The organism is Williamsia soli, assembly GCF_017377795.1.
Lineage (GTDB): Bacteria > Actinomycetota > Actinomycetes > Mycobacteriales > Mycobacteriaceae > Williamsia > Williamsia soli.
The window spans coordinates 49,822-62,959 of record NZ_JAFRDR010000004.1 but is presented as its reverse complement, the minus strand read 5'-3'; the positions used below and the strand labels follow the sequence as shown (position 1 = coordinate 62,959).

Genomic DNA, 13,138 nt, shown 5'->3' with positions numbered 1-13,138 from the left:
CAGAGTTATGACTCAGGTCACGCTTCTGGGTTTCCCGGGCGTGATCAGAGTCGGCAACGAGAGCACGCGCATCGACAACGCAAGGAATCGACCATGACAGCAACGGTAAAACGGACCGACGCCCTGACCGGGCAGATGATCATCGCAGGCACTTTCGTGACCGGCAGCGGCGAAACGATCCGTGGACTCGACCCGTCGACCAATGACGTGCTCGAGCCCGGCTACGCCTATGGCAACGATTCGGATGTCGATAGCGCCTGCTCAGCCGCAGCAGCGGCCTTCGACGACTACCGCGCGACGACGTCGGAGACCCGCGCGGGCTTTCTCGAAGCCATCGCGAACAATCTGGAAGCCCTCGGGGACACCCTGATCAACCGGGCGGTCGCCGAGTCCGGCCTCCCGATCGGACGCATCACCGGCGAGGTCGGCCGCACGTCCGGCCAGCTGCGATTGTTCGCAGGAGTCCTGCGCGATGGGGGCTGGAACGGAGCACGTATCGATCCGGCGCAGCCCGATCGTTCTCCCCTGCCGCGCGCCGACATCCGCCAGCGCAAGATCCCACTCGGGCCCGTCGCCGTCTTCGGCGCCAGCAACTTTCCGCTGGCCTTCTCGGTTGCCGGCGGCGATACCGCATCGGCGCTCGCCGCGGGATGCCCAGTGATCGCCAAAGCCCACGACGCCCATCCCGGCACCTCCGAGCTGGTGGGCCGCGCCATCACCGATGCCATCGCCGCCACCGGCATGCCTGCGGGCACCTTCTCCCTCCTGTACGGGTTCGGTCCGACCCTCGGCACACGACTCGTCACCGACCCCAGGGTCAAGGCCGTGGGATTCACCGGATCCCGTTCCGGTGGAACAGCTCTTGTGGCCGCGGCAGCTGCCCGGCGCGAGCCGATCCCCGTCTACGCCGAGATGAGTTCCATCAACCCGGTATTCATCCTCGACAATGCGCTGCAGACTCGTGGAGCAGAGCTCGGCAAGGCCTTCATCGGGTCGTTGACGCTGGGCTCGGGTCAGTTCTGCACCAACCCCGGGCTGGTCATCGCCGTGGACGGCCCCGGGTTGACCACGTTCGTGGAGGCCGCGGGAGCCGCGATCGCCGACACCGTTCCCACCCCGATGCTCACCCCGACCATCGCGAGCTCGTATTCGGCCGGCGTCGAAGCCCTCTCGTCCGCGTCGACGATCGAGGCTCAGGCTCCAGGCTCCGGCGCGCCGAACAGCTGTGGCGCAGCGGTGTTCAGCACCGACGCCGACACCTTTCTCGAATCAGAGGTGTTGCAGCAAGAGGTGTTCGGGTCGGCGAGTCTGGTGGTCAAGTGCACCGATGCAGCGCAGGTCCGCACTGTGGCCGCAGCACTCGAGGGGCAACTCACCGCCACGGTGCACGCCGACGACGCCGACACCGACGACGCCGCGGCCCTGCTCGACGTCCTCGAACTCAAGGTCGGGCGAATCCTGTTCGACGGGTGGCCCACCGGGGTCGAGGTCGGGCACGCGATGGTTCACGGAGGCCCGTATCCGGCGACCTCGGATTCCCGGAGTACCTCAGTCGGATCACTGGCCATCGAACGCTTTCTGCGCCCGGTCGCCTATCAGGACGTCCCACCCGCTCTGTTGCCGTCTGCGATCGCCGACGGCAACCCCGATCGCCTGTGGCGCCGCATCGACGGCCGCCTCGTCCAGGACTGACCTCACCCCCGCTCGATCAGCCCCCACACATCAAGGAGATACCCCCATGCTCGACGGAGTCCTGTTCTTCCCCGTCACCCCGTTCACGCCGGCCGGCGACGTCGACTATGCGCTGCTCGCGCAACACCTCGAGAAGGGCGTCGCGGCCGGTCCCGGCGGAGTGTTCATCGCCTGCGGGACCGGGGAATTCCACGCCCTCGGACTCGAGGAGTTCGGCCGGATCGTCGCCACTGCCGTCGACGTCGTCGCCGGTCGGGTGCCGGTGTTCGCCGGTGCCGGCGGCTCGCTGGTGCAGGCGAAGGAGTTCGCGGTCAGCGCCAAGGCCGCCGGTGCGGACGGCATCCTGCTGCTACCGCCGTACCTCGTCACGATGCCGCCTGCCGGCCTGGTCGAGTACACCCGCGCCATTGCTGCCGCCACCGACCTGCCGCTCATCGTCTACAACCGCGGCACAGCCGTCTACAACGAGGCCGCCGCGGTGGAGGTTGCGCAGCTGCCGACGGTCGTCGGTTTCAAGGACGGCACGGGCGATCTCGACAACGTCGCCCGCATCGTGATCGCGGTCAAGGATGCGTTGGCGCCGTCCGGCAAGGAGTTCCTCTTCTTCAACGGGTTGCCGACCGCCGAGATCACCCAGCAGGCCTACCGCGCGATCGGCGTGACCCTGTACTCGTCGGCGACATTCGCGTTCGCACCCGAGATCGCATTGGCGTTCTACAACGCACTCGAGTCCGGCGACGACGAGCTCGCGGAAGCGCTGCTGCGCAACTTCTTCCATCCCCTGGTTCGCCTGCGCAATCTCGTTCCGGGATATGCGGTCTCGCTGGTGAAGTTCGGTGTCACGATGGAAGGCATCGACGCCGGACCCGTGCGCGCACCCCTCGTGGCCTTGACTCCCGAACACCAGCAGGAGTTGGTCGAGATCACCGCGGCGGGACGTGCAGTCCTGGACAGTGCACTCGCGTCGGCAGTCGCGGTCTGATGAGCGCCGCACCGATTCGGATCACCGGGGCCCGTATCACCCCGGTGGCCTTCGTCGACCCGCCGCTGTTGAACACGGTCGGCGTCCACCAGCCCTACGCGCTGCGGGCGATCATCCAGCTCGACACCGATGCCGGACTGGTCGGGCTCGGTGAAACCTATGCCGACACCGCCCACCTGGCCCGGCTCGAGGCGGCTGCCGACGCCATCGTCGGTCAGGATGTGTTCGCCCTGGGCGCCATCCGGCAGGCGATCGACGCCGTGCTCGATACCCTCACGGTCACCGGCGGCGACGGCGTCGCAGGGATGATCACCACCGCGAGTACGACCGACCGGGTCCTCTCCCCATTCGAGGTCGCATGTCTCGACGTGCAGGGCAAGGCGCTGGGTCGACCGGTGTCCGATCTGCTGGGCGGCGCGGTACGCACCGAGGTGCCGTTCAGCGCGTACCTGTTCTACAAGTGGGCCGCGCATCCCGGTGCCGAACCAGACAGTTGGGGCAGCGCCCTCGATCCCGAAGGTCTGGTCCGCCAGGCACGCCGCATGATCGCCGAGTACGGCTTCACGGCGATCAAGCTCAAGGGCGGGGTCTTCCCTCCCGAGCAGGAGATCGCCGCGATCAAGGCGCTACGCGTGGCCTTTCCCGACCTGCCGCTGCGGCTCGACCCCAACGCCGCCTGGACGGTCGACACATCGATTCACGTGGCGTCCGAACTCGCAGGAGTGCTGGAGTACCTCGAGGATCCGACACCGGGACTCGAAGGAATGGCCGAGGTTGCCGCGGAGGCAAAGATGCCGCTCGCCACCAATATGTGCGTCGTCGCCTTCGATCAACTCGAACCATCCGTACGCCAGAACTCGGTGTCTGTGGTGCTCTCCGACCACCACTATTGGGGTGGCCTGCAGCGATCGCGACTGCTCGCCGGCATCTGCGACACCTTCGGCCTCGGACTGTCCATGCACTCCAACTCGCATCTGGGGATCAGCCTCGCAGCCATGGTCCACCTGGCTGCGGCGACGCCGAATCTCTCGTACGCGTGCGACACCCATTGGCCCTGGAAGAGCGAGGACGTCATCAAACCCGGCGCGTTGTCCATAGTCGACGGCGCGGTGCCGGTCCCGACCGCTCCCGGACTCGGAGTCGAGCTCGACGAGGACGCGCTTTCTGTCCTCCACCAGCAGTATCTCGACTGCGGCATCCGCGATCGCGATGACACCGGGTACATGAAATCGATCGACCCGTCGTTCGAGAACACCTGCCCGCGCTGGTAGCTCGGCGCTCCGCGGCCCGAAGAGGCGCATACATTGATCCACTGGGACGCGTACGCGTCTCCTTCCGATACCAGGAGTGGATCAATGTTCTCGCTGGCCCGCCTCACGTGCTTCATCGCCGTCGCCGAGGAACTCCACTTCGGTAGGGCCGCCGAGCGCCTGCACATGACACAGCCGCCTCTGAGCAGACAGATCCAGCAGCTCGAGAACGAATTGGGCGTTCAGCTCGTCGACCGGACGAGCCGCTCGGTGACGCTGACGGCTGCGGGTACGGCCTTTCTGCCCGACGCCCGTCGCATCGTCCGCCTGTCCGAGAGTGCGGTGCTGACCGTCAGACGGGTACCCGCCGGCGACCTCGGCACCGTGATCATCGGCTTCACCGGGGCATCGGCGCACGCCGTCCTGCCCAGGCTGCTGTCGACTGCGCGTGAGAAACTCCCCGACGTCAAGCTGGTCCTCCGCGAGATGGTTTCGTCTGCCCAGATCGAGTCGCTGTCCGGAGGCGAACTCGACCTGGGGCTTGTCCGGCCGATCATGACGCGCCCAGGGATCAGTAGCAGGCCCATTCATCACGAGCGGTTGATCGCCGCGCTGCCCACCGACCACGAACTGGTCGACGCCGAGCATCTGACGATCGAGGACTTCGACAACCGACCGGTGGTGATGTACTCCCCTGTCGACGCCAGGTACTTCCACGAACTGCTGATCAGCACCTTCACGATCGTCGGCGCGACACCGAGGTACGTCCAGTACGTGACGCAGGTGCACACGATGCTGGTCCTCGTCCGGTCCGGCCTGGGGATGGCGCTGGTGCCCGAGTCGGCGGCCACCATGCACCCCGAGGGTGTGGTGTTCAAAGAGGTGACGTCGGTGCGGGACCGGCCGGTGCAGATGAATGCCGCCTGGCGCCCGGACAATCAGAACCCGGCCCTGGCCAGACTGATGGAAGACGTGCTGCCGCAACGGGAATGGATCTGACCCCCGGTCAGACGGCTGAGCGCACCGGGGGTTTGACTGCGGTCACCGGGCACTGGGCATCGAGCAGGACCCGCTGCATCGCACTGCCCGTCAACAGCTTTCCGACGGGCGAGCGGCGGCGGATGCCGATGACGATCAGCTCGACGTCGTCGCGGTACGACGCATCGATCAGGTTGTCGGCATGGGACAGATCCGGGTCGTTCGGCTCGAGCTTGACCACGACGTCCGTCGCGTCGGCGGCGTGGCGAGCGGCGGTCAGGTCGAGGTCGAACTCGGGCGTCGCGGCGCTGTCGTCCTCGGCGATGACCAGGAGATCAGTGCCACGCATTCGAGCCTCCGCGAAGCCGAAGCTCAGCGCACCGCGGCCCTCGACGGACGAGACATAGCTCAAGACGACGCTCATGAGTGCACTCCTGACGTGGACTTCGGTTGCAGCACAGGGGTTGTGAGTGTCCCGCGCTCGAGATACTCATTCAGATTCGCCAACGTCAGCGCCTCCATCGCCGCACGGGTCTGCGTGGTCCCACTACCCACATGGGGCAAGAGCACGACGTTGTCGAGATCGAGGAGTTCGGCCGGCACATTCGGTTCGTCGGCGAACACGTCGAGGCCGGCACCGGCAAGACCGCCGGAGGTGAGCATCTCGACCAGCGCTGCCTCGTCGACGACGCTGCCACGGGCGACATTGATCAGGAACCCGTCGGCACCCAACGCCGTGAGGACCTCCCGATCCACCAGCGCTCGCGTGCCCTTGCCCCCGGAGGCCGCGACCACCAGGACATCAACCGACGCCGCCAGTTCCATTGGCGACGCTGCGTATCGAAACTGCGAACCCGGGACCTCGTTGCGGTTGTGGTACGCGATGTCGCAGCCGAATCCGACGAGCCGGTCGGCGATGGCTGCGCCGATCCGGCCGAGACCGATGATGCCGACGCGGGATCCGCTCACCTTGCGGGACAGCGGGACGTTGCCTTCGCTCGGCCAACGGCCTGCCCGCACGAAGCGGTCTGCGGCGGAGAAGCCGCGCAGGGTGTCGATGAGCAGCCCCACGGCCGTGTCCGCCACGCAGTCGGTCAGGACGTCAGGGGTGTTGCTGACCCCGACGCCGCGCTGTTCCGCGAGCTCGACGTCGGTGGTGTCGTAGCCGACACCGAAATGCACGATCGCGCCGAGGTTCGGCAGGTCCGCCATGAGAGCGGCGTCGACTCCGGTGCGTCCCGAGGTGACAACGGCGCGAACAGCGTCTCCGTGCTCGGCGAGGAACGCGGCCCTGGTCTCATCGGTGGGCAGCAGGATCGCGTCGTGGTCGACGGCCAGCGACGTGGCGAGTGAAGGCTTCAGTGGGCCGACTTGGAGCACCCGATCAGCCTGTTTCACAACCGATTTCGCATCTCTTGTCGCGGCTGTTGCTGCGTTCACCATCGCGCCTCCTGACGGCAGGGCAGAACCATCGTGGTCCACCACTGGGCTACAGGTACGGTATGCCGCTTCAGGAATACCTGTCCAACTCGTAAATAACATCAACTGATACCCAAACGGCATGATTCACTCGGCACCGCTCGTCGGACGTGTCGGGCCATTCGGAGAATCGGCTGGTCACGCAGTATATTTACAGTGATTCAAGTCACCAGTTCGGCGCCTCGGAGATGGTCATCATCGGCCAAAAGAGCCTTTTCCAGGCGTTTTGGCCTGTTGACGCGTTCTCGGAGCCCTCCTACGTTGTGGCTACCGTCACAAACGGCAGCGTCGTATGACCGACGCGATTCATCTTCACAACGGAGGAACCATGCACGCCGCAGCCCCGATGCAGCCGGCTTCCCGACGCACCCTGCGCGCTGTCGTGGCTGCCGCCGCAGTCGCCGCGCTCGCCACCGGATGTTCTGTCGCCAACACGACACAGACCGACGCCGCCGACCCCAACACCCTCCGCATCGTGCTCCCGCAGGAGCCGCCCACACTCGAACCGTGCGACGCCTCGCTGACCGCCACCGGGCCAGTGGTCCGTTCCAACATCACCGAACCGCTCATCGAGCGCAACCCCGACAGCGGCGACCTCGAACCCAAGCTCGCCGACTCCTGGGAGCAGACCTCGCCGAACACGTGGACCTTCCGCATCCACCAGGGAGTGAAGTTCAGCGACGGCACCACGTTCGACGCCGAAGACGCCGCCTTCTCCATCAACCGCACCATCAACTCCTCGATCGGATGCGAAGTAGACGGATACGTCTTCGGCGACGACGAGCTCGTCGTCGAGGCCACCGATCCCGCCACGGTCACCGTCACCACGCCGACGCCTGACCCCATTCTGCCGCTGCGCATCTCGTTCATCGAGATGGTCCCCACCACCACCGATGCAGGAGACAAGGTACGCATCCCGATCGGGACCGGGCCCTACCTTGTCGACTACTGGGACGCGGGCCAGAAGCTGGCACTCGCACTGAATCCCGAATACTCCGGTCCGGCACCGGAATACACCCGCGCGGTGTACCAGTGGCGCACCGAGGGCAGTGTTCGGGCCGCGATGGTGACCAACGACGAGGCGGAGATCGCCACCTACCTCGGCCCCGAGGACGGTGCCGGCGATCTCGGGGTCTCCTACCCGAACAACGAGACCACCGCGCTGCGGATGCAGGCAGACGAACCACCGCTCGACGACTACCGGGTCCGCGAGGCCATCGACCTGTCGGTCAATCGTGACGGCATCATCAAGGCCCTGTTCCGAGGCTTGGGAGATCCGGCGTCGCAACTCGTCGGTCCGAGCATCGTCGGATTCAACGACGAGATCACGCCCACCGCCTACGATCTGGCTCGGGCGAAAGAGCTTGTGGCAGAAGCGAAAGCCGACGGTGTTCCGGTCGACAAACAGATCAAACTGATCGGGCGGACGGGAATGTTCCCCAAGATCAACGAGACGATCGAGGTCATCCAGAACTCTCTCGACCAGGCCGGTCTCAACGTGAAGATCGAGATGATGGACACCTCGGGACAGATGCTGTACCAGATCCGCCCTTTCCCTGACGAGGGCCCGGTCATCCTGATGATCCAGCACGGAAACCAGGCCGGAGACGCCCAGTTCACCGCAGAGCAATACCTGCTCAGCGATGGCTACCAGAGCACCTATGGCACCGCCGCCTTCGACCGCGAGATCGAGACCGCTCAGGAACAGATCGGCGACGCTCGCCAGGATGCGTTCGCGGCGGTGCTCGCCGACGAGCCACGCCTGATCCGCCAGTATGCCTACATCGCGCACATGAACGCCGTCCTCGCCAAGGCGCCGACCGTTGCATACCAACCCAATTCCGCGACCGGCGACGAGATGCGATTGGCCGAGATGACCCACGCCACCGCATCCGGCAACGACTGACATCGCCGTGAGCCCACTTGCGCTCTGCACCCCATTTGCGCTCTGCAGCCCATTAGAAGGAACCGTCATGACCAGTCCCACTCAACCGAGAAAGCGGTGAGAGATGTTCGCCTTCCTGCGACGCCGCATGTACACCAGCCTCATCCCACTACTGGTCGTCCTCTTCGGTGTCTTCCTGCTCGCCCGCCTGACCGGTGATCCCACCAATCTCTACCTACCGGTCTCCGCCACTCCCGACCAGCGCGCCGAGTTCGCCGCCGAGAACGGCCTCGACAAGCCCGTCTGGAACCAGATGCTCGACTATCTAGGTGGCGTCATCCACCTGGACTTCGGCGAGTCGTTGCGTACCGGGGAGTCCGCCGCCGGAATGGCCCTGCGCGCGTTCCCGGCCACCCTGCAGCTCGCGTTCTTCACCATGCTGCTGGCCATTGTCGGAGCAGTGATCCTCGGATGCTGGGCGGCCCTGCGCCCGAACTCCCTCGCCGACCGCTTCTCGTCACTGCTGTCGATGACAGCGGCGAGCGTCCCCGACTTCTGGTTCGCCATCACCGGGATCTGGATCTTCGCGGTGGTGTTCGGGTGGTTGCCCACCTCGGGCACCGGCAGCACCTTGTCCTGGATCCTGCCGATCGCGACCCTGCTGATCCGGCCGCTGGGTGTTCTGACCCAGGTCGTCCGCGGAGCGATGGTGCAGGCGCTGTCGGCACCCTACGTCCGACTCGCCCGCAGCAAGGGTGCAGGCGACTTCCGGGTCGTCACCCACCACGCCCTACGCAACGCTGCCGCGCCGGCTCTCACCGTCGCCGGTGATCTCGCCGTCGCCCTCGTCAACGGTGCCGTGGTGGTCGAGGCCATCTTCGGGTGGCCCGGCATCGGCAAGCTGATGATCGATTCGATCCTGCAGCGCGATTTCGCGGTGCTGCAGGCCGCGGTGCTGCTGACTGCAGTCAGCATCTTCATTCTCAACGTCGTCATCGACGCCGGATACGCGCTGCTCGATGCGCGGGTCCGCGAAAAGGTCAAGGTCTAGGAGAACGACATGTCGATTGCCACCGGACCCACCGAGTCCACCGTCACCGACCCCACCGGGTCTCTGGTCGCACCCACCGACCTCGCCGGCGATTCCGTCGCCACCGGCAAGGTCCCGTCCGGCAAGATGCCGCTCTGGCGTCTGCTGTTGCGGGACCCGATGGCCACCGTCGCCGCGGGAATCCTCACCTTCGTCCTACTGGTCGCGGTCTTCGGGCCGTGGCTGGTCGGCGGTGCCGCGACCGACCAGAATCTGGACGAGTCGAACCTGGCCCCGTTCAATCTCGACACCGGTTGGATGAACGTCCTGGGTACCGATCCGCTCGGCCGCAGCATGCTGGCCCGACTGATCGTGGCCTGCCAGACGACGATGATGGTTGCGCTACCCGCAGTGGTCATCTCGGGCATCATCGGATCGGTGATCGGCATGTGGGCCGGTTACCACCGCGGCTGGCGTGAGACCACCGCGATGCGGGTCGCCGACGTCATCATGAGTTTCCCGTCGTTGCTCCTGGCGGTCGTCGTGCTCTACGTGTTCTCGCCGAGCGCCGCCAACATCGTGCTGGTGCTGGCCTTCACCCGGATCCCCATCTACCTGCGCACCGCCCGCGCCGAGTCGGCTGAACTGCAGAGCCGGATATTCGTGGACGCCGCAAGAACATTCGGGGCCAGCAGCGGATCGATCATCCGCTCGCACGTCTTCCCCATCCTGCTCCCGACGCTGCTGACCGTCGCCACCCTCGACTTCTGCTTCGTGATGCTGGCCGAGTCGTCACTGAGCTTCCTGGGGATCGGGATCCAGCCCCCGGACATCAGTTGGGGCCTGATGGTGTCGCAAGGGCGCACCTATCTGCAGACCGCATGGTGGCTCTCGTTCTTCCCCGGACTGGCCATCGTGGTGACCACCGTGTCGGCAACCATCCTCGCGGCGTGGGCCCGCATCGCCACCGATCCCGGTCAGCGTTGGCGCCTGACGGTGCCGCGTGCCCGCCGCCGTCTGTTCTCCTCACGAAAGGCAGTCGCATGAGTGCTCCCGCCATCGACAACCCGACCGCCACCGCCGCCGACGACCGGATCGCGCTGGATGTCTCGGATCTGACTGTCGATCTGCGTACGCCGACCGGTGTCGTGCGCGCCGTCGACCACGTGTCGTTCATCGCCCGCCGTGGTGAGACCCTGGCCCTGCTCGGCGAATCCGGATGCGGCAAGTCCATGACCGCTCAGGCGCTGGTCGGGCTGCTCGATCCCATCGCCGACGTCACCGACGGGACGGTGCTTCTGGGCGAGACCAATCTGACGACGGCCAGCAAACGGACGCGGCGTCGAGTCGCTGGCACCGAACTGGCGATCGTTTTCCAGGACGCTCTCACTGCACTCAACCCCGTGTACACGGTTGGGACACAACTGGCCGAGCCGTTCCGGATCCATCGCAAGTTGTCGGCCAAAGCCGCCAGGCGCGAGGCGATCCGGCTGATGGAACACGTCGGGATCCCCGAACCGGAGTCGCGGATCGATTCCTACCCGCACCAGTTCTCGGGCGGTATGCGGCAACGGTTGCTGATCGCCATGGCCGTGGCCCTGAGTCCGAAGGTGCTACTCGCCGACGAACCGACCACCGCACTCGACGTCACCGTGCAGGCGCAGATCATGTCGCTGCTGCAGAATCTGCGGACCGAGTTCGACATGGCGGTCATCCTGATCACCCACGACCTCGCACTCGTCGCCGAGCAGGCCGACCGTGTCGCGATCATGTACGCGGGCAACGTCGTCGAGACCGGGCCGGTCTCGGAGGTCTTTGCCAATCCCCGTCACCCGTACACCAAGGGCCTGCTCGATTCGGTGCCAGTGCACACCAAGCGGGGCGAGGATCTCAAGTCCATCGGCGGCACCCCGCCGGATCTGCACTCGATCCCCACCGGATGCGTCTATCAAGCGCGATGCCCACTGGCACAAGACATCTGCCGCACCACGCGTCCCGCACTGCTGTCGCTCGACACCGAACGCTCGGCAGCGTGCCATTTCACCGAGGAGGTCGGCAATGCCTGAATCAACCCAAGTCGCCAAGAAAGCGAAGGTCCTCGAGGTTCGGGATCTCACCAAGACGTTCAAGGTGCCCGCCGGTAAGGACGGGAAGACGCAGCTTCGCGCGCTGGACGGAATCAGCCTCGATCTCGCCCGCGGCGAGACCCTCGGCCTCGTCGGAGAATCCGGTTGCGGCAAGTCGACGCTCGCCCGGACCCTGATGATGTTGGAGCGTCCGGACGACGGCACGGTCAGCTGGGACGGAATCGATCCCTACACCCTAGGTAGCAAGGACATGCTCGCCCTGCGGCGCCGCGTCCAGATGGTCTTCCAGGATCCATACGCCTCCCTGAACGCCCGGATGACAGCAGCGGAAATCGTCTCCGAGCCGTGGCGGACACACAAGACGCTCTACAAGTCGAAGCGCGACCGGGCTGCCCGGGTCCGCGAACTCCTACACCTGGTGGGACTGCGACCGAGCGACGAGCACCGCTCACCGCAGGAGTTCTCAGGCGGTCAGCGGCAACGGCTCGGCATCGCCCGCGCGCTCGCCCTCAACCCGTCGGTGGTCATCTGCGATGAGCCCGTCTCCGCACTCGACCTCTCCGTCCAAGCGCAGGTGCTCAACCTCCTCAACGACCTGCAGAAGGAACTGGGGATCTCCTACATCTTCATCTCGCATGACCTGTCGGTTGTCCGGCACGTCGCCGACCGCGTCGCGGTGATGTACCTCGGACGGATCGTCGAAACAGGACCGACCGAAACAGTTTTCGACAAACCCCTGCACCCGTACACCGAAGCGCTGATGTCAGCGGCCCCCACGCTCGACCCAAGCACCCGCCGGACGCGCATCATCCTCGACGGCGAGGTCCCGTCGCCACTGAATCCACCGTCGGGCTGCCGATTCCGCACTCGCTGCATGCATGCCACGGCCGAATGCGCGGAGTCGGCGCCACCCGTCGCGACCGATGTGGCACCGGGCAAGTCGATCCGGGCCGAGCTGAGCGAACCCTCGCACATCGCGGAGTGCTTCCATCCCCGGGGCTCGGTATCGCTGGGCATACCCACTGCGGTCGGGTGAGCGCCGCCGCCTTTTGCCTGGTGGCACTGGCGGTCTTCGCCGCCGCCTGCATGCAGGCCTCGATCGGATTCGGGATGGGCATGCTCGCGGCCCCGATCGTGGCTCTGGTCGAGCCCAGTCTGATCCCCGGCACCCTCATCATGTCGGCGGTTGTCGTCACGTTGCTGGTGGTGCTGCGAGAGCGGCAGAGCCTCGACCTGCGTGGCACCGGTTGGGCGTTGGCCGGCCGGGTGCCCGGCACCCTCGCCGGCGCGGCGCTGCTGCTGTTCCTGCCTGAACGGGGACTGTCGATCCTGCTCGCCGCGGTGGTGCTCGCCGGCGTCGTCATGGCGACGATGGGGTGGGCGCCGCAACCGCTGCGACGGAACCTGGCGACGGCAGGCGCAGCCTCGGGACTGCTCGGGACCGCGACCTCCATCGGCGGCCCACCCATGGCGTTGGTGCTGCAAGGCTCGACCGGTGCCCGGCTCCGCAGCAATATGAGCGCCTTCTTCCTCGTCGGTTCGATCATGTCGATCGCCGTACTTGCGGCCGCCGGAGCGATCGAGCGGGAGAACACCGAGATGTTCGTGGTGCTCATCCCGGCCACCGTTCTGGGTTACGTCGCATCGCGTTTCGTGAATCGGATCCTCGACCCGGCTCGTCTGCGGTGGCTCTCGATCGGGATCTCATCCGTCGGGGCCGTCCTCCTCATCGGACAACAAATTCTTTGATCACCA

The 13,138-nt window shown here is 66.0% G+C and carries 12 protein-coding genes; 10 read left to right on the top strand and 2 right to left on the bottom strand.

From position 1 onward, the window contains the following. Positions 1-93 precede the first annotated feature (93 nt). From J3S28_RS12235 to J3S28_RS12220, 4 genes are all read left to right on the top strand, one after another. Positions 94-1,692 carry an aldehyde dehydrogenase (NADP(+)) gene (locus J3S28_RS12235; protein ID WP_207840951.1) on the top strand — a complete coding sequence of 533 codons (1,599 nt, stop codon included), beginning with the start codon at positions 94-96 and terminating at the stop codon, positions 1,690-1,692. 46 nt (positions 1,693-1,738) lie between these two features. Beyond that, positions 1,739-2,674, top strand: a complete 936-nt coding sequence (locus J3S28_RS12230) for a 5-dehydro-4-deoxyglucarate dehydratase (protein ID WP_207840949.1) — start codon at positions 1,739-1,741, stop codon at positions 2,672-2,674. Continuing rightward, the gene (locus J3S28_RS12225) at positions 2,674-3,945 is read left to right on the top strand and encodes a glucarate dehydratase family protein (protein ID WP_207840947.1); all 1,272 of its coding nucleotides are present in this window, start codon (positions 2,674-2,676) and stop codon (positions 3,943-3,945) included. The genes J3S28_RS12230 and J3S28_RS12225 overlap by 1 nt, the downstream gene beginning before the upstream one ends. Before the next feature lie 84 nt (positions 3,946-4,029). Next, complete coding sequence (locus J3S28_RS12220) at positions 4,030-4,923, top strand: LysR family transcriptional regulator (protein WP_084892130.1); 894 nt, start codon at positions 4,030-4,032, stop codon at positions 4,921-4,923. A gap of 7 nt (positions 4,924-4,930) precedes the next feature. Here the strand turns inward: J3S28_RS12220 and J3S28_RS12215 are convergent, their stop codons facing one another. Continuing rightward, positions 4,931-5,326 carry a universal stress protein gene (locus J3S28_RS12215; protein ID WP_207840945.1) on the bottom strand — a complete coding sequence of 132 codons (396 nt, stop codon included), beginning with the start codon at positions 5,324-5,326 and terminating at the stop codon, positions 4,931-4,933. Then, complete coding sequence (locus J3S28_RS12210; protein ID WP_207840943.1) at positions 5,323-6,345, bottom strand: 2-hydroxyacid dehydrogenase; 1,023 nt, start codon at positions 6,343-6,345, stop codon at positions 5,323-5,325. The genes J3S28_RS12215 and J3S28_RS12210 overlap by 4 nt, the downstream gene beginning before the upstream one ends. Before the next feature lie 382 nt (positions 6,346-6,727). Here J3S28_RS12210 and J3S28_RS12205 point away from each other — a divergent pair, with 382 nt between their 5' ends. The 6 genes from J3S28_RS12205 to J3S28_RS12180 all read left to right on the top strand — a co-directional run bounded on the left by J3S28_RS12205 (position 6,728) and on the right by J3S28_RS12180 (position 13,132). Continuing rightward, complete coding sequence (locus J3S28_RS12205; protein WP_207841388.1) at positions 6,728-8,287, top strand: ABC transporter substrate-binding protein; 1,560 nt, start codon at positions 6,728-6,730, stop codon at positions 8,285-8,287. Positions 8,288-8,390: 103 nt separating this feature from the next. Next, positions 8,391-9,317, top strand: a complete 927-nt coding sequence (locus J3S28_RS12200; protein WP_084836180.1) for an ABC transporter permease — start codon at positions 8,391-8,393, stop codon at positions 9,315-9,317. Positions 9,318-9,326: 9 nt separating this feature from the next. Further along, the gene (locus J3S28_RS12195; RefSeq protein ID WP_207840941.1) at positions 9,327-10,343 is read left to right on the top strand and encodes an ABC transporter permease; all 1,017 of its coding nucleotides are present in this window, start codon (positions 9,327-9,329) and stop codon (positions 10,341-10,343) included. Further along, positions 10,340-11,362, top strand: a complete 1,023-nt coding sequence (locus tag J3S28_RS12190; protein ID WP_207840939.1) for an ABC transporter ATP-binding protein — start codon at positions 10,340-10,342, stop codon at positions 11,360-11,362. Before J3S28_RS12195 ends, J3S28_RS12190 begins: the two co-directional genes overlap by 4 nt. Then, a complete protein-coding gene (locus J3S28_RS12185; RefSeq protein ID WP_207840937.1) occupies positions 11,355-12,419 on the top strand; it encodes an ABC transporter ATP-binding protein in 1,065 nt (354 codons plus the stop codon). The genes J3S28_RS12190 and J3S28_RS12185 overlap by 8 nt, the downstream gene beginning before the upstream one ends. Next, entirely contained in the window at positions 12,416-13,132 is a 717-nt protein-coding gene (locus tag J3S28_RS12180) for a sulfite exporter TauE/SafE family protein (RefSeq protein ID WP_207840935.1), read from the top strand. The genes J3S28_RS12185 and J3S28_RS12180 overlap by 4 nt, the downstream gene beginning before the upstream one ends. Positions 13,133-13,138 lie beyond the last annotated feature (6 nt).